The following is a 22,719-nucleotide window of genomic DNA, read 5'->3' on the forward strand; positions in this document are numbered from 1 at the left end:
CCTGAGCGCGCCCCTCCGGAGACCCGCGCTCACGCGTGTGACCCGCGCTCACGCCAGCGCACCGCGCTGGCAACCTGAGGACACGTCGCCGGGGTGCTCCGGAAACGCAGAACGCCCCGCGCGGGGCGGGGCGTTCTGGTGAAGCTGGCGGAGAATGGGGGATTCGAACCCCCGAGGGCGTTAACCCAACACGCTTTCCAAGCGTGCGCCATAGGCCACTAGGCGAATTCTCCATGGCTGTTTGTGAAAAACGGCCAGATAGCAGCATACCTGGTTCCCGGACCGCCGCGCGCCACCCGGCCCCGCCGCCGCGCTCCGAGGCCGGCCGAGCAGGAAGGCCCGGAGTCGGAGACACCGGCACGGAGCGCCACTCGCGTCAGCTCGCAGCAGGCGGTCGCCAGTCCACCCGTTGGTCACGCCGCAGCACGAGCGACCGGGGGAGGACGGCCGCGAGCACGCGTTCGAGCGGCTGACTCGCCGACCGCAGGGCCGCCTTCGCCTCAGCCAACGCCGCGTCGACGGAACCGGCGCTCGCCGCACCACCAGCGCTCGGCGCATAGCTCTCCCGCTCGACCGCAGCCACGAGCCGGTCGACGGCCGGCGACTCGATCCGGAACTGCCCGCGCAGCCTCGACGCGAACCCGCGTGGTGACTCCGCCGACGTCACGGGGAAGCCGAGGTCGCGGGCGGTGTCGAGGAACTCCGCCCAGGCCCAGCCCGCCGAGGTCCCCTCGGCCAGTGCGCGCCGACGCCCGGCCGCACGCCGGAGACCCCGGGCGATCGACGGGGTGGCGAGCAGCACCAGCACGCCGAGCAGGATCGCGAGCGGGACGAGGGCGGCAGTGAACGCCCCGCCGGACTGGGTCGAGGTCGGTCCGCCGAGCGCGCCCGCAGTGGGGGTGGGCGTCGACGCCGCTGTCGGAGCCGGACGACTGTCGGGACTCACCGATCCGCTGCCGGGCGTCGCGGTGCTCGCGTCGCTGAACTGCGTCACGACCCCACGGCTGGCCGTCGGCTCGAACGGCACCCAGCCCACACCCTCGAAGTACAGCTCCGGCCAGGCGTGCAACTGGTCCGAGGTGACGATGTAGGTGTCGCGGTTCGCCGGGGTGTTGTCGATCGTCGTGCCCGGCAGGTACCCGATGGCGATGCGCGCGGGGATGCCGAGGACGCGCGACATCACCGCCATCGCGGACGAGAAGTGGATGCAGTAGCCGGCCTTGCGCTCCAGGAACGTCGCGATGACCTCAGCGCCGCTGCCGTCGAAGCCCTCCTCGACCGGCGCCGACTCCGAGTACTCGAAGGTGCTGCGGAAGTAGCGCTGCAGGGCGATCGCGCGGTCGTAGTCGGTGGAGGCGGTCGCCGTGACGTCCGCAGCGGTGTCACGTATGATCTGCGGCAGGTCGTCGGGCAGCTCGAGATACGGGGCGGCTGACGCCGGGTCGGCGACCGGCGGGACGTCGCGCATCTGCTGTGCGGTCGGCAGGATCGCGGTGCTCGTCGCCGTGTACGTCTGCCCGCGGGTGGATCCACGCTCCGCCATCGCCGTCAGCCCGGCGGCCTCGAACCGCCAGTCGCCGCGGAGCCCGTCGACCTTCTGCGTCGGGTACGGCAGCGGGAGCCATGGGCTCGACAGCGAGTCCACCGTGACCGTCGTCTCGAAGGTCTCCACCGGGATCGCCTCGCTGAGCCCGGCCGGCGCGGGGAAGGCGTCGAGCGTGTTGCCGTCGTTGTAGCCCGAATTGTCCGGTCCCCAGACCGTACCCGTGAAGTCGCTGAGGTCGGTGACCTTGAGGTAGGGGGCGTCGTCGGCGGTGGTCGTGTACTCGAGCGCGGTCGTGTTCGCGGGGCGCCGCAGACTCTGGCCGAGCGAGATGAGCGGGTTGATGCCGTTCACGAACGGACCGCTGCCACGGGCACCGGCGGTGACGTCCCGCACGGCGAGGTCGGGGAGCACCGCCGGCGTGAGGGGGGCGACGACCACCGCGACGGCACTGACGAGGACGGCCGGGCCGAGGCCTCCGAAGCGGCCGACACCGGTCATCGCCGACGGTCCGGCGCCGCGTCCGTCGCCGGCAGCCTGGGCCGAGGCGAGCGCTCGCAGCAACTCGCGGCGTCGGACGTCCTCGCGGAGCAGCCAGAGGAAGGAGAGGGCGACGAACGCGAACACCCACGGATCAAGGGGGAACGACACGGCGACCGTCGGCCCGGCGTACACGGCGAAGACCAGGACGGCCGCGAGCACCGGTGCGTGGCGGCCGAGCACGAGCCAGGCGACCGCCAGCGCGACGAGGCCGCCGCCCGCGGCCATGACGAAGACCACGCCAGCGTCGGTGTCGAGTGGGGCCGAGCCGTCGTGGAAGGTCTGGAACCCGGCGTCGCGCAACCGTTCGAAGGCGCCGAGCGTGGTCGGGGTCGGGACGATGCCGATGATCGCCGTCTCACTGGCGAAGAACAGCGTGATCGTCAGCAGCCATGCGACGCCAGCGCCGAGCCACACGAACACCGCCGGCAGTCTCGTGCGCCGGAGGAGGATCGCCGTGGCGAGGACGATCGCGATGACGAGGTTCGTGACGAACCACCAGTCGAGCGCGTCGAGCACCCGGCCGAACCCGAGGCCACCCGTCGCGAGGAGCAGGAAGGCGGCGAGGCCGAGACGCAGGTCGCCGACGTTCGCGGTGTCGCGCGGGTCGTCGCGGCGTCCGCCGGCGCTTCCCGACCACGACCCGCCACTGGATCCACCGCGGGACGGGCGTCGAGGGTTCGACGAGCCGGCACCAGGACGGACGCCCGATGGCACGCCTCCGCGAGACGACACTCGGCCACGGGCGGCCGCAGCCGCACGGCGTTCCTCAGCGACGGACATACGCACCTCCGGCACCCCGACGACCGCCCTGGCCACCCCGACCGCCCCGGCCGGCCGACTGCGGCGCCAGCGTGGTGGTCGCCGGACCGCTCGTGCCGGACCACAGGGCCTGGAACGAAGCGCCGCGCTCGCCGACATGGCATCGCCACCCGGCCGACTCCAGGAGCTCGATTGACCGACGCCGCGCGCCGGCCGGGAGGAGTGCGACGGGGAGTGGTGAGAGGTGCGCGACCGCGGTCAGCTCGCCGAGGTCGCCCTCCTCGACGTCGCCGAGGATCGCGATGACCGGTTGCGACCGGCGCGCGGCGATGACGGGTGAGAGGTCGAGGAACCGATCGGGCCGGACCGACGGGCGCAGGAGGGCCAGGTCGAGCAGGGCGGCGTCGAGGTCGTCCTCCTCGAGATGCTGGCCGCCGCGGGCGAGCGCATCGCCCATGTCGCCGACGGGGCTGGACCGCAGGCCACCGGCGGCAGATCTCGCACTGATCTCGCGGGAGAGCTCCTCGGTGCCGGCACCGACCAGATTGACGCGGTAGTCGGCGTCGACGAGGTGGGCGGTGATCGAGGCAGCGAGCGACACGGCCTGCTCGAACGCCGGCAGGTACGACGGATCGTCGTCGGGCCAGGCCCAGTGGGCTGCGGCCGTGTCGAGGAGGACGGTCGCCTCGGGGTCGTTGCGCTGCTCCTCCTGCCGCACCATCAGCTCGCCGTGGTGCGCGCTCGCCCGCCAGTGCAGTCGGCGGATCGCATCCCCCGGCAGGTAGGGGCGGGCGATGATGTCGTCCTCGCCGGCGCCGACGTGCAGCGACGACGGGCGCGTGGAACCGTCGCGGCTGGCCGTGAGTGCGGGGATCTCCGGCAGGACGACGACCTCCGGCAGGACGACGACCGCATGCGTCCCGCCGACGTCGCGCCGACGGACGACGAGGCCGAACGGGTCGCTCACGGTGAGTCCGAGCGGCCCGAGCTCGTGTTCCCCGCGACGCAGCGCTGTCACGGTGTACTCGGCCGTCCGACGGCGCGAACCGATGCCCGCGACGCCGGTACTCGGCAGGGTCCCCTCGGCGCTGCCGGTGAGTCCGGCCGGCACGCGGTCCTTCCACTCCGTGTGGACGTGGGGGAGCGCGCTCGTCTCGGCGATCGTGACCTCGACGGAGATCCGACCGCCGACCGCGACGAGGTCGGGCCGGGTGGTGCGGTCGACCCGGAGCGACGGCCGCTCGAGGTAGACCGCGCCGAAGCTGGCGGCGACGAGCGCGACGAGCAGGCCGGCCGCTGCGAGCAACTCCGGGGAGCCGATCCCGCGCGCGAAGATCAGGCACACGCCGGCCGCGATGAGCACGCCGACCGCGCGTCTCGTCAACGGCACGCGACGCTTCATGGGCTCAGGACCTCCGGTGCCGGATCACGGCGATCCGGCGGTCGCGGTGCGGGGCCATCGGATCAGGACCTCAGCTCGGTGCGGCCGGAGTGCGGCACGGGTGTCCGTTCCAGCAGCTCGACGAGCACTTCGGAGACCGCCTGGACGCCCGAGCGGTCGTGGGCGCTCACCGCTCGGCGGGTGGGGATGAGCCGGTGGGCGAGGACCGGTGCCAGCAGCTGGTCGATGTCGTCGGGCAGGACGAACTCGCGGCCGTCGAGCGCCGCGAGCACCTTGGCCGCGCGGACGAGTTGCAGGGTGGCGCGCGGGCTTGCGCCGAGTCGGAGTTCCGGGTGCACGCGGGTCGCCTGCACGAGCGAGACGCAGTACTGCTCGACGATCGGCGACACGAAGACGCCGCGGGCCCAGGCGATGAGGCGCTCGACATCGCCGCGTGAGGCGACCGGTCCGATGGTGTCGAGCGGGTTGACGGTGTCTCGCTGGCGGAGCATCGCGAGCTCCGCGGACGCGTCCGGGTACCCCATCGAGATACGCGCCATGAAGCGGTCTCGCTGGGCTTCCGGCAGAGCGTAGGTGCCCTCCATCTCGAGCGGGTTCTGCGTGGCGACGACGGTGAACGGCGACGGCAGGGCGTGCGTCTCGCCGTCGACCGTGACCTGCCGCTCCTCCATCGACTCGAGCAACGCCGACTGGGTCTTCGGCGAGGAGCGGTTGATCTCGTCGGCGATGACGATGTTGGCGAACACCGCGCCGGGCTTGAACTCGAACTCGCGGTCGACCTGGTTGAAGATCGAGACGCCCGTGACGTCGGACGGGAGCAGGTCGGGCGTGAACTGGATGCGGCGGACGGTGCTGCCGACGGACGCGGCGAGGGCCTTCGCGAGGACGGTCTTGCCGACGCCGGGCACGTCCTCGATGAGCAGGTGACCCTCGGCGAGCATGACGATGAGGGCCATCCTCGCGGCGAACGGCTTGCCGTCGAGGACGCGCTCGACGTTGTCGAGGATGCGCTCGGCCAGCACCTGGAACTCCTCGGCGTTCAGTGCTGGCTTCAGTTCGGCGACGGTGTCCCGTGGGGCGCGGCTCGTGTTGCTCTGCTCGGTCATGGTCGGCTCCTGCGGTCGTGGTCGAGCATGCGCTTGAACAGCAGCGCGACGATGGTGGCGAGGCCGATCGTGATGAGGGTCGGGGCGAGTGCTCCGAGGAACTGCATCCAGAGGTAGTTGTCGGTCGGGCCGCTGTCGCCGACGAACCCGCGGTAGAGCAGGGTGAACGACTGCCACAGCCCCACGCCGCCGCCGAGCGTGAAGACGACACCGACGATCCAGAGGACCCGTTCCCAGACGACGGCGCGGACGCGATGGGCGTCGACGGCGTCGAGGTACTCCTCGTACCGCTGCTGGTCGAGCTGGGTCTGCTGCGCGTCGGGACCTGCCACCCCAGGCTGATCGGCGACCGCGGCGGCGTCGCCGGTCCGGGCTTCGAACGGGTGGACGCGACGGTCGGTCTGCGAGGGCATGCCGCGGGACGGCTGGGCGCGCGGGCCGTCGTCGAACCGGTCGTCGGTCGGCGGGCGGACGGGGCGACCGTCGGTGGGCGGCTGGATGAGCTGCGGGGCGATCTCCTCGAGCGAGGCGAGGTGGCTGCGCCGGCCGGTGTCACCGGCGTTCGGGCGCGTGCGCTCGTCGGTGTGTCCGCGCTGGAACGCGGGGTCGTAGCGTTGGTCCATCGTCGGCCTCCGTCGCGCTGCGTACATCGTCCGGGCCGGAACCCGTTGCCCGATCCTAGGACTGATAACGAACAGGTAACACCCCTGGACGTGTCGCCCACAGGAACTCCATATGTGCGCCAGGTCGCGCGCACACGGTGCCGGTGCGGGTCAGGGAACTCTTCGGAGCCCGCACCCGCATCGGTTGTGTGGGCCCGAGCACTGAGCACGTACCCGGTCGGAGAGACGTCTTCCGGTCCCTGAAACCCTCTCCGGTCCCTGAAACCCTCTCCGGTCCCTGAAACCCTCTCCGGTCCCTGAGCTTGTCGAAGGGCGGGGCGTCCCGTGTGCACTTCGACAGGCTCAGTGACCGGTGTTCGTTGCCCGTCCCCGTTCCGGTCCCTGAAGCCCTCCACGGTCCCCGGAACCCTCTCCGGTCCCTGAGCTTGTCGAAGGGCGGGGTGTGGCGTGTGCACTTCGACAGGCTCAGTGACCGGTGTTCGTTGCCCGTCCCCGTTCCGGTCCCCGAAGCCCTCTCCGGTCCCTGAGCTTGTCGAAGGGTGGGGTGTCCCGTGTGCACTTCGACAGGCTCAGTGACCGGTGTTCGTTGCCCGTCCCCGTTCCGGTCCCTGAAGCCCTCCACGGTCCCTGAGCTTGTCGAAGGGCGGGGTGTCCCGTGTGCACTTCGACAGGCTCAGTGACCGGGTACCGGCTCAGGGACCGGGTCTGACGGAGACGACGACAGGCCCGGGAACGGGGATCCGTTCACCGAGCCTGTCGAGGTGCNCTCGAACTGCGTGCGGGACGCTGCGCCCGACTCGATGAGCGCGAACAGCACGGCGGCGACGTCGGCGCGCGGGATCGAGCCGCGGTCGGTGGTCGTCGCGGCGGTGATGGTGCCGGTCGGGGCGTCGTCCGTCAGGCCGCCCGGACGGACGATCGTCCAGTCGAGGTCGCGCCCGCGGAGGTCGGCGTCGGCCTCGGACTTCGCCCGCAGGTAGACCTGGAACACGTCGTCCGACTCCGGGTCGAAGTCGTCGGTGCTCATCGCGGACACCATGAGGTAGCGCGGGACCTTGGCGAGCTCGGCGGCCTCGGCGAGGAGGATGGCGCCGTCGCGGTCGAGGGTGAGCTTGCGGTCGGCGCCGCTGTTCGGGCCGGCTCCCGCCGCGAACACGACGACGTCGGCTCCGGCGAGTTCGTCGGCGAGTTCGGCTGCCGAGGAGTGCTCGAGGTCGAGGACGATGGCGCGGGAGCCGATGCCCTGGAGCTCGCCCACCTGCTCGGGGTTGCGGATGATGCCGGCGGGGGAGTGTCCTGCTTCGGCGAGCAGTCGCTGCAGGTGCAGGGCGATCTGTCCGTGTCCTCCGGCGATGACGACGTCGGTCATGTGAGTCCTCTCGTTCGATGCGGTCCCGGTCGGTGCGCCGCCCGTTCGTGGGGACGGCGGTCGATCGGTGGTCTGGGGCCAGTGGTCCCAGATCCGCCAGTCAACGCCTCAACCGGGGCGTACGCAACCCGGTCGCGGCTCGGGTACACTAGGTGACGGCTCCCCGCGTGGCGCCATCCAGGCCAACTCCCCCAGGGCGGAAACGCAGCAAGGGTAACCGGGCTCTGGCGGGTGCGCGGGGAGTCTTTTCGTGCCCGCGGTGCCCTGCTCCCGCACCCTGGCCGCTGGCGCCGCAGCAGGACATCCGCCCGGCACCAGGACATCCGGCGCTGCTTTCTCCTGCTCCCGCGCCGATCTCCTGCTCCAGCGCCGTTCTCCCGTCGCCCGCCGACGACGAAGCCCCGAAGTCCTGCGGTGGCAGGACTCCGGGGCTTGCGAGCACGTCAGGTCAGCTGAGCTGGGCGCGACGCTTCCGGACGGCGACCAGCGCGAGGCCGCCGAGGAGCAGCATCGCAGCGAGTCCGAGCGGCGCCGCGGTGTCGGCACCGGTCACCGCGAGGGTCGGGCCGTGACCGGACGCTGCGGGTGCCGCTGCGGCGGCGAGCGTGAACTGCACCGGAGCCGACGGTGCCGAGGTGGGCACCGGGACGGCTTCGCTCGGGTCGGCGATCAGCGTCGCGACAGCGGTGTAGTCACCGGGTGCCACGGCCACCGTGACCGACCAGTGGCCGTTGTCGTCGACGAGGATCGGGGCGCGTGGGTCGGCCGGAGCGGCGTCCTGGCCCTCGGGCAGGGCCACACGGGCGTTCGCGTCGGCACCGTTCGCCACGTCTTCGAGTTCCTCCTTGAGCGCGTTGTAGAACGCGGTCGGCAGGAGGGCGATACCGAGGTAGGTACCCGGTGTCGCGGTTCCCGAGAACGTCACGACATCACCCGTGAGGGCCTGGCCCTGCGTCGGCGTCTCGATCACCGGTGACGGCAGCAGCGGGGGCGCCGGAAGGGTGAAGGGGACGCTGTCGAAAGCGACCCGACGACCATCCGTCGCGACGATGGGCTGGCTCACGAGAGCGCGCGTCCCATCGCCGTAGGTCGCGGTGATGCTCCAGGTCCCGTCGACCACGGTCGTCTCGAGTCGTCCGCCCTCGGAGATGTTGAGGTAGACGTTCAGCCCGTCCCGCCCGGTTCCCGAGAAGGTGACGGTGCGATCGGTGAATACCTGGCCGGCGGTCGGCGACAGGATCTCGAAGTTCCACACCTCGGCTTGGCTCGGGAAGACGACCTGTCGCTCGATCGACTCGTTGGAGCCGTCGACCTGTTGGGTGGACATCGCGACGATCGTGACGGAATCGACCATGGGGATCGTGATGGTCGTGGTCCAGGCCTCATCGACGACCGGGACGTCGTCGGCGTACACCGTCAAGAACCCGTCGCCCTGGTCTGCGGCGATGTCGACGACCGTGCCGGACTCTCCCACGCCAGAGAACGTGACAGTCTGGCTCGTCAGGACCTCACCCGCTGTGGGCGTCAACATGTCGAATTTCGGAGCTGCCGCGCGGGCGGCCGCGTCCTCGGAGGGTACCTCGTCCGCGGGTGCCGGCGACTCCTCGGGAGCGGGGGATTCGGTCGGCGCGGTCGACTCGGCGGGTGCGGGCGATTCGGTCGGCGCGGCGGTCTCGGAGACCGACGGGACCGGCTCGGTCGCAGCGGACGCGGGCGCGGCGGTGAGCAGCGCGCCGCCGAGGGCGAGTGAGATGACGACGGGCAGCGAAAGCGCTTTCCGCCAGGACGAGGTGCGTGGCAAGGTGTTTCCCCCAGAGAAAGTCCTGCCGCGGCACTGAGGCCGCAGCAGGACGGATGTGACAGCTGTTGTTTCTGAACCTAGCAGTTTCCTGTGAGCTGGCATTGGGGTTTTCCCTATGGTCTGGAGACCTTCGCGCAGGCCGACCGATCATCTCCTGCGACCACGACATTGTGCGCTTACCCAGCCCCCGCAGAGCCCGCCCCCGTAGGCTGGAAACCGTGGCGCGAAGCATTTACATCATCTCTGCCGAAGGACACTCCGGGAAGTCGACGGTGGCCCTCGGGGTCCTCGACACCCTGAGCCATCAGATCGAGCGGATCGGGGTGTTCCGCCCCATCGCACGGTCCACCACGAAACCCGACTACGTGCTCCAGCTGCTGCTCGAGCACGACGGCGTCGACCTCGCCTACGAAGACTGCATCGGCGTCAGCTACGACGACGTGCACACCGATCCCGAGGCGGCGCTCTCGCGCATCGTCCAGCGGTACAAGCACATCGAGGCGCAGTGCGACGCGGTCGTGATCCTCGGCTCCGACTACACCGACGTCGGTAGCCCGACGGAGCTCGGCTACAATGCCCGGATCGCCACCAACCTCGGCGCGCCCGTCCTCCTCGTGCTCGGCGGTCGCGCCGGTCAGGGTGCGGGGGAGCAGCTCGGCCAGTCCGTCGCCCGCACACCCGACGACATGCGCAACATCGCCGAACTCGCCCTCGGTGAGCTCGCCGACGCGCACGCCCAGTTGCTCGCCGTGGTCGCGAACCGCGCCGATCCCGACAAGCTCCTCGAGATCACCGCCGCGATCAGCGACGCCATCCACCCGAACGGCTCCGCGAACGGTTCCGTCGTCGCCCCGGCCGGCCACGCCGCCGGTGCCGCGATGGTCCCCGTCTGGGCCATCCCCGAAGACACCTTCCTCATCGCGCCGACGATGGACAGCATCCTCGAGGCCGTCGACGGCACTCTCGTGAAGGGCAGCGAGGAGCTGCTCACCCGCGAGGCGCTCGGCGTCGTGGTGGCGGGCATGTCCATGGTGAACGTGCTCCCGCGCATCACCGAGGGATCCGTCATCGTCATCCCGGCCGACCGCACGGAGGTCCTGCTCGCCGCGCTCATGGCCAACGCCTCCGGCACGTTCCCGTCGATCGCGGGCATCGTGCTCAACGGTGGGTTCCCGCTGCCCGAGGTCGTCGAGGAGCTCATCTCCGGTCTCGGGGAGATCCCGCCGATCGTCAGCACCGACCTCGGCACCTACGACACCGCGGTCCGCGTCATGAACACCCGTGGCCGTCTCGCCGCCGACTCGCAGCGCAAGTACGACACCGCGCTCGCGTTGTTCGAGCAGAACGTCGACGCACCGCTCCTGCTCGAGCTGCTCAACGTGGCGCGCGCCGACGTCGTGACGCCACTCATGTTCGAATACGGGCTGCTGGAGCGTGCGCGATCGAACCGCAAGCACATCGTCCTTCCCGAGGGAGACGACGACCGCATCCTCCGCGCGGCCGGCACCCTGCTCGCGCGTGAGGTCGCCGACCTCACCATCCTCGGTGAGGAGATCGAGGTGCGGTCACGCGCCATTGAGCTGGGCATCGACCTCAGCAAGGCGACCATCGTCAGCCCCTTCGACGCGGTCCTGCGCCTGAAGTTCGCCGAGGAGTACGCCCGGTTGCGGGCCCACAAGGGCGTCACCATCGACATGGCGAGCGACGCCGTCACCGACGTCTCCTACTTCGGCACGATGATGGTGCACCTCGGGCTCGCCGACGGCATGGTCTCGGGCGCCGCCCACACGACGGCTCACACCATCCGGCCGTCGTTCGAGATCATCAAGACGAAGCCCGGCGTCTCCGTGGTGTCGAGCGTGTTCCTCATGGCGCTCGCCGACCGCGTGCTCGTCTACGGTGACTGCGCGGTGAACCCCGACCCGACCGACGCCCAGCTCGCCGACATCGCGATCTCCTCGGCCGAGACGGCGGATCAGTTCGGGATCGAGCAGCGCATCGCGATGCTGTCGTACTCCACCGGTGACTCGGGTGCCGGCGCCGACGTCGAGAAGGTCCGCTCAGCGACCCGGCAGGTGCGTGAGCGTCGGCCGGACCTCCTCGTCGAGGGGCCGATCCAGTACGACGCCGCTGCCGATGCCGCGGTGGCCGCGACGAAGATGCCCGACTCGCAGGTCGCCGGCCGCGCGACGGTCTTCATCTTCCCCGACCTCAACACCGGCAACAACACGTACAAGGCGGTGCAGCGTTCGGCTGGCGCCGTCGCGATCGGTCCGGTGCTGCAGGGCCTCAACAAGCCGATCAACGACCTGTCGCGCGGCGCGCTCGTGCAGGACATCGTCAACACCGTCGCGATCACCGCCATCCAGGCGCAGGAACAGGAATAGGTCCAGACACACATGCCCACCGTCCTCGTGGTGAACTCCGGTTCCTCGTCGTTCAAGTACCAGCTCATCGATGTCGAGACGGAGCGGACGCTCGCCAGCGGACTCGTCGAGCGCATCGGCGACGCGACGGGTGCCGCCGAGCACCGGTCCTACCTCCCGGATGCGGCCGGCGCGACGACGCCGCCCATCGAGGAGCGTTGGGTCATCGAGCGCGAGATCCCCGATCACACGGCCGGGTTCCGGGTCATGCTCGACGCGTTCGCCGAGCACGGGCCGTCACTCGACGAGCATGCGCCGATCGCGGTCGGCCACCGGGTGGTGCACGGCGGGAAGCGCTTCTTCGAGCCGACCGTGGTCACGGACCTCGTGAAGATCAACATCGAGGACATCTCCGAGCTCGCGCCGCTGCACAACCCGGCGAACCTGCAGGGCATCAACGCGGCGCAGGTCGCGTTCCCCGACGTCCCGCACGTGGCGGTGTTCGACACGGCGTTCCACCAGACCATCCCGGCCGCGGCGTACACGTACGCGATCGACGCTGAGCTCGCCGCGAAGCACCGCGTGCGTCGGTACGGCTTCCACGGCACCTCGCACAAGTTCGTGTCGGAGGCGGCTGCTGCGTTCCTCGACCGTCCGCTCGGTGAGCTGAAGCAGATCGTCTTCCACCTCGGCAACGGTGCGTCGGCGTGCGCGATCGACGGCGGGCGCTCGGTCGACACCTCGATGGGCATGACGCCCCTCGAAGGACTCGTCATGGGCACGCGCTCCGGCGACCTCGACCCCGCGGTGCTGTTCCACCTGCATCGCAAGGCGGGGCTCGGGTTCGACGAGCTCGACACGTTGCTCAACCGCCGCAGTGGTCTGCTGGGGCTGTCGGGTTCCGGAGACATGCGCGACGTCACCGAGTCGGCATCGAAGGGCGACGAAGCGGCGCAGCTCGCGCTCGACGTGACCGTCCACCGCTTGCGGCACTACCTCGGGGCGTACCTCGCGGTCCTCGGTGGGCTCGACGTGGTCGTGTTCACCGCCGGTGTCGGTGAGAACGCGCCGTTGATCCGCGCGGGTGCGGTGCAGGGCCTCGAGGGCCTCGGCATCATCCTCGACGAGGACCGCAACGCTGAGCGTGCGCGTGGCATCCGGGTGATCTCGACGGACGACTCCCCGGTGACCGTCCTCGTCGTCCCCACGAACGAGGAACTCGAGATCGCCCGCCAGACGGTCGCCGCCCTGGCGTAGTCCCGGCGCTTCGACTCGTCTCGTCGCTGAGTCCCGCCTCCGGTCCCTGTGCGCCCCTTCCGGTCCCTGAGCGACCCCGCTGGTCCCTGAGCGACCCCGCTGGTCCCTGAGCTTGTCGAAGGGCCCACGGGCGACCTGTTCGATCGGCGGACTTCCGCGCGCGCACTTCGACAGGCTCAGTGACCGAAGCTGTTCCCTGGGGCCTTCCGCCGGTCCCTGAGCCACCCTCGCCGGTCCCTGAGCTTGTCGAAGGGAGGGTCTCTCGTGTGCATTTCGACAGGCTCAGTGACCGGTGTTCGTCGCCCGCTCCTGTTCCGCGAGTCCCTCTCCCGGTCCCTGAGCTTGTCGAAGGGCGGTCGAGGAACTCTCGTTCTCATGTCCCCCCTCCTGAGGACAAAAGAATGAGTGGTTCCCCCTATTAACTTTCCCTGAGAATCCACTTAGTCTCAGAAAACCAACAGGTACGTCGCGCCTGTCGGACCCCTAGACGAAAGTACTCACCTCAGTGAATTTGAAGACGTCACGCCGCGCTGCGGCTCTCACCACCGGCCTCGCAGTTGTCGCCGGATCCACCCTCCTCCTCGCCGGACCCGCGTCCGCAGCTGAGATCCAGGTCACCGATGACCAGGTCGCTGCCAACGAGACGGTGTACACCGGCTGGCACGAGGGCTACGGCCTTCCCGGCTCGACCACTCCTCCCGGCGCTGACGCAGTCGTCACCGAGGCCGGGCTCGACATGACCGGTCCGTCACAGATCATCAACGGCCTCGCAGCTCCGCTGGCCGTCAACGGGACGACCGCCACCTTCGCGACGATCGCGGCCACGGCTGGAGTCGTGTCGACGAACAACCTGGCATACTTCCAGATCCCGGTCTACGCCGAGACCGGCGACACCAACACCTTCACCACGCTTCGTCCCGAGAACCCGGGCGCAGCGGGTCTCACCGGCAACTGGGTCGCGAGCAGCGATGACATTGCGGGCATCGCAGCGAACACGCCGACGTCCATCGCTGACCTGAGCACCGCGCTCGGCAGCTTCGACCTGCTCGCCTTCGGTGTGCTCGTCATCGCAGGTGGCGACGACGTCGTCCAGACGATCTCCTTCAACGGCGACAACTACAACTTCGCCGCTCCGGTCGTCGCTCCGGTCTTCGACCCCCTGGTGGTCGTCGACCCCGACACGATCTACTTCTCCGACGTCCGTCCCGGTGGTGCAGGCTTCAAGGTGACCGTCACGGGCTTCACCCCGGGTGACACCCTGACGATCGCCGTCATCGACCCCAACGGCGAGGTCTTCGGCTCCGCTGACGGTGGCGACACGGTCATCGCCGGCGCAGACGGTGGCTTTGCCGCTGAGAACCTCACCTTCGTGGGCGAGGGCATCCAGGTCGGTACGTACACCTTCCGCGTGACTGACAGCGCGGGTGTCTTCGCCGAGGACGCGATCGCCGTCATCGCCGACCCGGTCGCCGCTGGCGCCCCGGTCGTCCCGACGCTTGCTGACACCGGCTCGGACTCGGGTGTCCTCGTCGGTGGCGCTGCCGCGCTGCTGCTCCTCGGTGCTGCCGGCATGCTGTTTGCAGCTGCTCGCCGCAAGGGCGCGCAGGTCACGGCCTAGTCTCACCCTGCGAAGCCCCGTCCTCGACTCCGGTCGAGGGCGGGGCTTCGTGCTGCCGCCGGGTGCCCTGACACGCCTGAGCTTGTCGAAGAGTCTTCCGGGTGACTGGTCCGATCGGGAAGGTCGTCCGTGGTGCATTTCGACAAGCTCAATGACCGGTCTCCGTTCCGGAACGCTTCCCCCGGTCTCTGAGCTTGTCGAAGGGCAAGGTTTCTCGTGTGCACTTCGACAGGCTCAGTGACCGATACCGCCCCGCCGGTCCCTGAGCTTGTCGAAGGGCAAGGTTTCTCGTGTGCACTTCGACAGGCTCAGTGACCGATACCGCCCCGCCGGTCCCTGAGCTTGTCGAAGGGCTTACGGGAGAGTTCTTGGTTCGAGCCCAGCGGGAGAGGAAGGCGGAGCGGCAGCTCCATTGCTGCACTCCGCCCGGTCGCACGTGCCGGGACCGCTTGGCCCAGGCCATGCGCGCCGGCCATTTGCGCGTTCGGGTAACGAAAATGACCGGAAACAGTGCTTCGGAGCGTCCGGCCGCGTGGATTGGGTTGACGTCAAGATAATCGTCCGGTCGTGCTGAGCACGTCACGCAGCGCGCAGCCTCGGCTTGCCGCCGCGTCGTGGAATGCGATGCGGATCGATGTGCGCGGGCGGGATGAACCAGGGCACGTGGTCGCGCACGATGACCTCCCATCCGTCGTTGTGGATGCGATGGTGATGGAAGCTGCACAGCAGGATGCCGTTGGACAGGTCGGTCGGCCCGCCCCGTGACCACCAGATGAGGTGATGGGCCTCGGTATACGACGGTGGATGGGTACAGCCCGTCCAGGCGCAGCCGCCATCACGCTCGGCGAGGGCCATCTTCTGCCCCTTGGTGAACAACCGTGTGCCAACTCCGAGGTCGAGCACCTGCGACGGCCCGCCGAGCACCATCGGGATGATCCGGCCATCGGCCGCCATGCACCGTGCGGTGCCGGCGGAGATCGGTTCGGAGACGCCGTCGATGTAGGCCTTGCCGTCGGACCATTGGCCGTCGTCGGCCAGATCGGGTTCGTCCATGCGGATGATGAGGGAGACGGGCGCCAGTTCCATGACGGCCGACTCGCAACCCGCGGCGTGACGGAAGACCCCGACGAGGGCCTCGACCCGGCGTTCGTCCATCGTGCGGGTGTCTGGCATCTCTGCGGCCGGAACGTAGGCGTCGTCGAGGGGATCGGCTGAGGGCAGCTCACTGTTGGTTGCTGCCGCCGCGGCCGTTTCATCGGAGGGATCGACGAACCGGACCTGCCGCAGCTGTTTGCCGACGACGGCGTCCATCGTCGCGCGGACCCATCCCGCCGCCTCGGGCGCGAGGAAGGCGCGGAGCTCGGTCATACCGTCGGGGAGTTCGCGGAGGGTGCAGCGCTGCTGCTTCCGGAGCGCGATCTCGCGCGGCACGGGGCCGTCTTGGTCGAGGCTGGTGCGGACGAGCTTGGCGAGGCTGCTGACCTCGGCGAGCGGTGCACCGTCGCAGTGCTCGATGCCGGCGCTGACGGCGCGGTGGACGCGTTCGTCGTCGACACCGGAGCCCACCAGTCGCAGCTCGCGCAGCAGGATGCCCGCGCCCTCGACGCTGAGTGCGGATCGGACGAAGCCGGATGGGGCGGCCGCCTCGTCGTGGTCGACGGTGCAGGTCGAGTTGTCGCCTTCGGACAGCGGCAGGCAGGGGGCGTCGGCGGCGGGCCGGGGTTCGATGGCCGCGGCGATCTCGGGGCGGTCGCATTCGATGACGTCGCCGGTGAGGGCGCGCTTGGGGGTGATCGCCTGGGCGACCGAGGTGATGGTGGCGGCGCGTCCGCGAGGGATGCGCCACCGCTCCGAGAGCATGACGGCCGGCGTCGCATACCCGTGGCTGCGGGCCAACGGGTCGTGGCCGACGATGCCGCCGCGGGAGCGCTCGGACACCGAGCCCATTACACGTGCTGCCAGGACCTCGACCACGTGCTGTACGGCACCCAGCTGGTCGAGGACGCGGACCACGCCCGCGTCGTTCATGCCGGCGAGCTGCTCGATGGCGTCGTCGCCCGGCCGGATCGGGTCGAGCGCACCCGACCAGGTGCGCAGGAGCTCGGACACCGTCTCGCCGAGCGTGCCCAAGGGGTCGGCGGAGACCGGACCGAGGGGAACGCGTGGGCCGCTGGACATGGGACCATCCAAACATGAGCCACTGACATTCGAACGCCGACCGATTCCGCCGCTGATCTGGGATATTTAGCCAACGTCTGTTGCGCGCGGATGCCTCGCCGGGCTCTGTGAGCGGCGAGGGACTTCTCGTGTGGCCCGCGTACACTCGCCATATGCGCCCCCTGTCCGACCGCGAGCGCGACCTCATAGTCGCCCTGATCGCCCGCGGTACGGAGCCGGGTGCCGACCGGGCCATCGCCGCCTCCGATCGAGAACGGTGGGCGGGACAACTCCCGGGCGTCATGGTGCACGGGACGTGCGGGTGCGGTACCTGTCCCTCGATCGACCTGATTGGCGACAGCGGCGGCCGGCCGGCCCCGACGCGTCAGACGGTCCTCGAGGCGAGTACCGCGAACGCGTTCCTGCTCCTCTTCATCGAGGACGACCGGCCGACGTACCTGGAACTCGCCCCGTTCGGCGATGAGCCGATCACCGAGTTCCCGCTGGTGGCGGACGTCGAGTTCTGAGGTCGCCGGTCGACGGGCTCGCACCTCGATGGGGGTCGCCGCCCTTCGACAGGCTCAGGGACCGGGAAAGGTGCTCAAGGACCGGGTGGGGTGCCCAGGAATCGGGAGGGGTGCTCGGGGACCGCGAGGGGCGCTCGGCGACCGGGAGAGGTGCTCAGGGATCGGGTGGGGTGTTCAGACCGGGAGGATGCTCAAGGACAAGGCGGGGTGCGCAGGGGCCGGGAGCGGTGCGGAGAGAACCGGAGCGTTCGCGCCCGTCGCGATCCGGTTCGGTCCCTGAGCTTGTCGAAGGGCACCACCGCCCGCTCAGTCCCGCGTGCCGAACAGTCCTGCTCCGTGCTTCGTCAGCACCTCGTACGCGTCGGCGTAGTTGTCCGGCAGGGGCGCTCCGGGTTCGTACTTCGCGAGGAGGATCCCGATGAGTCCGAGGGCCGGAGGCGTGAGTGGTCGCTTGCGGTCCTTGTCCTTGTCGGCACGGGCGTTCGCCTCGGGGTTGGGCGGCACGTAGGCGGGCGTCACCGTCGGCCACAGCACCGGTTGCCGCGGTGAGGTGAGGTTCACGGCGTTGAAGATGCTCGTGGCGGTGCGGTCGCGTTCGGTCAGCGGGTCGAGTCCGTGCAGTTCGGCGAGGGTCTTCATGAGTGAGCCGTGGTGCATCTCCTCGTTGATGACGCTGCCGGCCTTCGTGTACGCGGAGATGACGATGGTCGGCACTCGCAGCCCGAGACGGTCGAAGGTGAAGCCCATCTCGCCCGCCTCCGGCTCACCTGACGGCGGGGTCGCCTTGGGTGGTGCGACGTGGTCGTAGATGCCGCCGTGTTCGTCGAAGGTGACGAGCATGACCGTGTTCATCGCGTTCGAGCCGGTGGTCGACGCCCCGTGCTTGATCGCCGTGTAGACCTCGCCGAGGAGTTGCTCGCCGGCGCGCATGTCGGAGTAGGCGGAGTCGAGCTCCGGGTCGACGTCGTCGCGGCCCGGGTTGTCGGGACGGACGACCGGCGGGTGCATGTCGTTGTGGTCGAACACCATGCGTGGTTCGACGAACGCGTAGTCGGGCAGGTTGCCGTTCGCCGCGTCCTCGTGGAACTGCTCCATGCTGCGGAAGTTGGTCTTCCAGTACTGCTCGATCGACGGCGCGCTCAGGAGGCCGGTGAGGGAGACGACCTGTTGGGCGTCGTAGTAGACGCGCCAGGTCTTGCCGGCCTCCTCGAGGCGGTTGAACACGGTGGGGACGGCCGGTGCGCTCAACCACTTGCCGATGCCGTCGCCCTCGATGTTGGTGACGTAGCCGTGGGAGGTGCTCGCGTGGAAGAAGGAGCGGTTGCAGAAGGTCTGGGAGGGGACCGCTGCGTACCAGTGGTCGTAGACGCCGAAGTTCTTGGCGAGCGTGGACAGCACCGGCAGCATCTCTGGGGAGAAGCCGCCCATGACGGTGGAGTACTCCTCGGGCGTCGGCTTGCGGCCGCGGGCGAGCGTGGAGTTGACGATGTAGTCCTTGACGAAGCCGTCGTTCTTGGGGGAGGAGGTGTCGGCTGGGAGGTTCCACGGCGGCTGCAGCGGGTTGCGGAGGTCGCCGTTGCTCTCGGGGTCGATGGTGCCGAAGAGCTGCGTGTTGACGTGTGGGTAGAACTCGCCGGGGTCCGGGTCGGGTTGGGCCATGATCTGGTCGGTGGGGCCCGTGTAGACGTGGGCTGGGACGGCTTCGCCGGACTCGCCGGGGTTGCTGTAGTCGCCCTGGGCGAGGCCGTCGAAGGTCTGGCCGGCCGGTTCGCCTCCGGCGGGGTACAGCCATCCGAGCATGTGGTCGAACGAGCGGTTCTCGAACATCACGACGACGACGTGGTCGAACCCCGGTTCGCTGCGCTTGGGGAGCGGCGTGAAGCCGTAGTCCTCCTGCGGGTTGGACGCGGTGGCGGCTGCGATCCCGCCGGCGACCGCTCCTCCCGCTGCCAGCCCCGCGACGCCGAAGCCTGCGGCGCGGAAGAAGTCGCGGCGGGAGGTGGGGTGAGAAGGAGACGTGGAGTAACCGTCGGGCATCTGGCCGGATCCCTCGTCGTGTGTTGTCACTCTTGCCTCCTATCTGCATCGCGGTGGACCCGTATGGGGCCATGAGTTGTTGACTCAGGATACGACGATGACCATCAGAGCTTCACCGCGGCCGATAGCCCACCGGAGAGCTCCGGATGTAGCGGTCCCTGCGGGCTTCGGTGACCTAGCCGCAGCCGAGATACCCCGTCGAAACATGATCGTCACAGAAAGGGGGACATCATTGTTTCGAAAATTCGAATAAAATAGGCCGCAAGCCGCTGACTTCTGTGGTGCTGTGATGGGAGTACCGTGAGTTTTGCTGGAACACATACCGCGCGAAAGATTGAGTTTCTCGAGGCTGTGAGGGGAATCGCGGCGGCCGTTGTTGTTGTTCAGCATGTCCTCGCCGCGGACATTCCGGGCTATGCAGAAATATCGAATCAGTACCTCGACCTTGGCCGTGTGGGAGTTGTCGCCTTCTTCCTGGTGAGCGGGTACGTGATTCCGATGAGCCTGCAATCACAGTCGCTCAAGGTGTTTCTCACTCGCCGCTTCTTTCGGCTATATCCAGTCTATTGGATCGCTCTGGCTATATACTGTCTAATCAATATCAACGCCGGCGTGTTCGCAGACGAAAATCTTATGACAGTAATGGCAAACATATTTATGATACAAGGCCTTCTTGGGCTCGCATCAATATTGCCGCCGGCATGGACGCTCTCCATCGAGCTGCTCTTCTATGGGCAAGCTGTTGGGGCTCAAATCATGAACAGACTGCGTTTGATAGCTCTCTCGGGATGGTGTTGGTTGGCGCTTTATCTAATTCTCTGCTTAGCAGCGCGACTGTTGAACCGAGATATGCCAGTAACATTCGCTCTTCTTCTATTCGTTGCGGCGGTCGGGAACAGCGTCTATCGGCGTGATCAAGGTACGACATCGCTCCTGGTCCCCTATCTTATTGCCGCCGCCGTAGTCATCCCGGTTGGATCAGTGCTCTCCGTTGATGGCGAGTGGCCGCCGTTTACATATACAATTTCGACATTCGCCGGCTTCGCTCTATTTTTCGCGATGTACGCGATCAGAAACCGACAATTTTCTTCAGTCGTAATCAAGTTGGGCGCGATCAGCTATGCAGTATACATATTCCATCCCATTATTGCTGACTTGATTCAAATCTTGCCCGCAATCTCGGGCTGGTTGGCGGTGGGCCTGAACTTTGTATTGGTTCTAGTCGTGGGGCTTGCTGTGCATCGGTATGTTGAATTACCCTTCATTGGCCTCGGGCGGCGTATCAGCAAAAGCTATCGCGGCCCTGACGACAAACCGACTGATCCAAAGTCACCGGCCACTAGTCGCGTGTGACACCGCTTCAACCTGCGCGGCATTTGAAGGTGGACGGAAGCTGCGGAATCGCGATCTAACGAAAACTTCGCGGGATGTTCGCGAGACCAAAAATGGTGGCCGAGACACCAGGCTTACCGTGTCTGAAAGCTGCGCGAATCATGTCAATGACACCTCTTGTATTCTTAGTGCGTGCCGCGTAGCTGGTACAGCTCGTTAAAATGAAGTCACCAAGACTCCGTGGATCGTCGACAATATTGGTCAAGGCCCATGTCAGTGACATCTCCGCAGAGATGCGACTTGACACGCTCCCGGATGCAATGGCGTATCGGGTGAGGGGGGACGGGACCTGCAAGACGCGGAGATCGGGCACTTCGCTGTCGAGGCGAACTAACCAATCAATATCCTGATGGAAGCGTAGCGACGTATTGAACGGCACCCTCAGGGCGAGACTGCGAGGAAACAATAGGGTTGATGCCTGAATGAAGCCAACGCCCCCTATCGGGCGGTGCTTTCTAAAAATGTAGTGGGGGAGGCTCTCTCGCCCTGCGATTAGCCTCGTTGGCCAAATTTCTTCACTGCCGTTCGAGAACGCGGCGGTCAGTTGAGAGGTAGCTAGCCAAGAGTCCTCAGGCTGCACTTCCCGCTCCACTAGTGCGAGCTGGCGTGAGAGTTTGTCCGGTTGCCAGGTATCGTCGTCGTCGAGTAGGGCAATGAGATCACCGGACGCAGCTTCAATGCCGGCCTGCCGGGCCGTGTTGCCCCCTGCGCCGGGGCCCACGCGGAGACCCCAGACACGTGGGTCATCTCCTAGTTGGACGTCTCTGTCGGTGTCTAGGCACACGATCACCTCGAGAACGCTAAAGGTCTGCAATAGGGCAGACTCGATCGCGCTTTGCAACTGATCTTTTCCGACGGAAGGGATGACTACTGAAACTGAGACCATTGAAGGATATCCTTAATCGATAGACTTCTGTGTGTTAGTGGAAGCCGTGCGGTGAGGTTGATGCGGATAGTGGCGCTGGTCAGGAGTGACCTTCGAACGGTTTCCAAATGGTGCGCATGCCAATCCGACAAGAGCCAACATCACGACCACGGCGGCGAAATTGACGAAGTTATAAGCGAGGCCGCCTTTCAGAATCCAGCTATAAAGAGCGAGGGCGACCACAGCGCTAAGACTTATTCCGACCGTCGACACTCGTTCAATACGCTCTAGGCGTGCGAACAACATGCCGCACAGATACATTCCTAGTAGCGCTCCCGGTATTCCGAAGGTGAACGACAATTCAGCGAATCCGCCGATGGTCACAGGGGGAGCCCACGCAGATGAGGCTGGCGGCACATTAAGAATGGAAGCCGAAACGGCCCGTTCGAACGTGAATGCGCCGGGAGGGGTCTGGCCAGTATATTTGGCAATAAAGTAGAAGAAGTCATTAAGGAGCGCGTTGCCTGTCATTGAGACCCTGCCCTCCATGGCGTACTGGGTCGGCTCCGCAGATACGATCGTCGTTCGCTCGATTAGCTGGACGACTATAGATGAGCTTGATGCTGCATAGGTTGAGTACAGACCTGCCACGGACACAAAGTAGGCAATTGGTGCAGCGGCTGCCCACCAGTAGCGCTTTGCAACAGTACCGAGCTTGAGAACGGAGCCAGTGATTATGCAGTACAGTGCGACAATAGTCACAACTAGTACCAGTAGTTCACCCTTGAACCCACTCAGCAGCGACGTTAGGACGAGAAATCCAGTCGCCCATCTCCACGGGCCGTAACTGCGCCACTTATGGCCAAGAAGGTGGGCATTCGCTGATGCGACGATCCACGCGATATTGACGCCAAACAGGTACATGCGCCCAGGTATGCCGAAGAAGCCCGACGAGGTGAAGTCGAATCGTGACGTTTCGATCGAAGAGGAAAACAGCGGTATGCCGATAGCTACCAAATGGTAGAGACTGAGGCCACCGCTCACCAGTACGATGCCCCACACCGCGCCGTTCGGAAGCACTCGCACCTTCTTTTGCGCTGTGACTATTGGTCGTCGACGCTGACTAGAGGAAGAGATTGCAACAGCAGAAAAGTAGCCGAGCGCCATGGCGACTATCGATAGCGCAAAGAACCAGGCAGTGGACGGTCGTGCGAGATCCTCCGTTGACAGACGGAATAGACCAATCGCCCGCAAGGACAGCTGGAGCGTCACGGCCAGCATGAAACCCACAGGCGAACGCAGAAGCAGGGTGACACCTGCGCAGGCGAGTATGAGAACCGCGAAAACTTCCATA

Annotated in this window: 14 protein-coding genes, 1 tRNA gene, 1 other RNA gene and 1 pseudogene; 6 read left to right on the top strand and 11 right to left on the bottom strand. The window is 67.4% G+C overall.

What is annotated here, in order from left to right; genetic code table 11:
• Positions 1–145: 145 nt before the first annotated feature.
• From IFU11_RS15450 to IFU11_RS15475, 6 genes and pseudogenes are all read right to left on the bottom strand, one after another.
• Positions 146–233, bottom strand: a tRNA-Ser gene (locus tag IFU11_RS15450).
• A 143-nt stretch (positions 234–376) separates the two neighbouring features.
• Positions 377–2,866 carry a transglutaminase family protein gene (locus IFU11_RS15455; RefSeq protein WP_192019512.1) on the bottom strand — a complete coding sequence of 830 codons (2,490 nt, stop codon included), beginning with the start codon at positions 2,864–2,866 and terminating at the stop codon, positions 377–379.
• Positions 2,853–4,247 (bottom strand): DUF58 domain-containing protein, encoded by a 1,395-nt coding sequence (locus IFU11_RS15460; protein WP_192019513.1) that lies wholly within the window; start codon positions 4,245–4,247, stop codon positions 2,853–2,855. Before IFU11_RS15460 ends, IFU11_RS15455 begins: the two co-directional genes overlap by 14 nt.
• 62 nt (positions 4,248–4,309) lie before the next feature.
• Positions 4,310–5,353, bottom strand: a complete 1,044-nt coding sequence (locus IFU11_RS15465) for an AAA family ATPase (protein WP_086475010.1) — start codon at positions 5,351–5,353, stop codon at positions 4,310–4,312.
• A complete protein-coding gene (locus IFU11_RS15470; protein ID WP_191941691.1) occupies positions 5,350–5,976 on the bottom strand; it encodes a hypothetical protein in 627 nt (208 codons plus the stop codon). The genes IFU11_RS15465 and IFU11_RS15470 overlap by 4 nt, the downstream gene beginning before the upstream one ends.
• Positions 5,977–6,742: 766 nt before the next feature.
• Positions 6,743–7,345, bottom strand: a pseudogene (locus tag IFU11_RS15475) (SDR family oxidoreductase); the annotation flags it as partial.
• 154 nt (positions 7,346–7,499) lie between these two features.
• Here IFU11_RS15475 and ffs point away from each other — a divergent pair.
• An RNA gene (gene ffs / locus IFU11_RS15480) (signal recognition particle sRNA small type) lies at positions 7,500–7,596 on the top strand.
• A gap of 197 nt (positions 7,597–7,793) precedes the next feature.
• Here ffs and IFU11_RS15485 read toward each other — a convergent pair.
• On the bottom strand, positions 7,794–9,146 hold the full coding sequence (locus IFU11_RS15485) for an LPXTG cell wall anchor domain-containing protein (RefSeq protein WP_192019514.1): 1,353 nt from the start codon (positions 9,144–9,146) through the stop codon (positions 7,794–7,796).
• Between the two features lie 218 nt (positions 9,147–9,364).
• On the opposite strand from IFU11_RS15485, the gene pta reads away from it, so the two are divergent.
• From pta to IFU11_RS15500, 3 genes are all read left to right on the top strand, one after another.
• A complete protein-coding gene (pta, locus tag IFU11_RS15490) occupies positions 9,365–11,533 on the top strand; it encodes a phosphate acetyltransferase (protein WP_191941688.1) in 2,169 nt (722 codons plus the stop codon).
• A gap of 12 nt (positions 11,534–11,545) precedes the next feature.
• Positions 11,546–12,769 carry an acetate/propionate family kinase gene (locus IFU11_RS15495; protein ID WP_192019515.1) on the top strand — a complete coding sequence of 408 codons (1,224 nt, stop codon included), beginning with the start codon at positions 11,546–11,548 and terminating at the stop codon, positions 12,767–12,769.
• Positions 12,770–13,274: 505 nt separating this feature from the next.
• Positions 13,275–14,387, top strand: a complete 1,113-nt coding sequence (locus IFU11_RS15500; RefSeq protein ID WP_192019516.1) for a hypothetical protein — start codon at positions 13,275–13,277, stop codon at positions 14,385–14,387.
• A 579-nt stretch (positions 14,388–14,966) separates the two neighbouring features.
• Here the strand turns inward: IFU11_RS15500 and IFU11_RS15505 are convergent.
• Entirely contained in the window at positions 14,967–16,565 is a 1,599-nt protein-coding gene (locus IFU11_RS15505) for an HNH endonuclease signature motif containing protein (RefSeq protein ID WP_192019517.1), read from the bottom strand.
• A 152-nt stretch (positions 16,566–16,717) separates the two neighbouring features.
• Here IFU11_RS15505 and IFU11_RS15510 point away from each other — a divergent pair, with 152 nt between their 5' ends.
• The gene (locus IFU11_RS15510) at positions 16,718–17,071 is read left to right on the top strand and encodes a hypothetical protein (protein WP_192019518.1); all 354 of its coding nucleotides are present in this window, start codon (positions 16,718–16,720) and stop codon (positions 17,069–17,071) included.
• A gap of 306 nt (positions 17,072–17,377) precedes the next feature.
• On the opposite strand, the gene IFU11_RS15515 is transcribed toward IFU11_RS15510, so the two are convergent.
• Positions 17,378–19,138, bottom strand: a complete 1,761-nt coding sequence (locus IFU11_RS15515) for an alkaline phosphatase family protein (RefSeq protein WP_371742799.1) — start codon at positions 19,136–19,138, stop codon at positions 17,378–17,380.
• Positions 19,139–19,408: 270 nt separating this feature from the next.
• Here IFU11_RS15515 and IFU11_RS15520 point away from each other — a divergent pair, with 270 nt between their 5' ends.
• Positions 19,409–20,461 carry an acyltransferase family protein gene (locus IFU11_RS15520; RefSeq protein ID WP_192019519.1) on the top strand — a complete coding sequence of 351 codons (1,053 nt, stop codon included), beginning with the start codon at positions 19,409–19,411 and terminating at the stop codon, positions 20,459–20,461.
• A gap of 55 nt (positions 20,462–20,516) precedes the next feature.
• On the opposite strand, the gene IFU11_RS20830 is transcribed toward IFU11_RS15520, so the two are convergent.
• Together IFU11_RS20830 and IFU11_RS15530 are read right to left on the bottom strand one after the other, a co-directional pair.
• The gene (locus tag IFU11_RS20830) at positions 20,517–21,386 is read right to left on the bottom strand and encodes a glycosyltransferase (protein ID WP_192019520.1); all 870 of its coding nucleotides are present in this window, start codon (positions 21,384–21,386) and stop codon (positions 20,517–20,519) included.
• 12 nt (positions 21,387–21,398) lie between these two features.
• On the bottom strand, positions 21,399–22,718 hold the full coding sequence (locus IFU11_RS15530; RefSeq protein WP_192019521.1) for a hypothetical protein: 1,320 nt from the start codon (positions 22,716–22,718) through the stop codon (positions 21,399–21,401).
• Position 22,719: the final 1 nt, after the last annotated feature.

Origin of the sequence: Plantibacter sp. CFBP 8804 (assembly GCF_014841225.1) — a bacterium.
Classification (GTDB): Bacteria; Actinomycetota; Actinomycetes; order Actinomycetales; family Microbacteriaceae; genus Plantibacter; species Plantibacter auratus.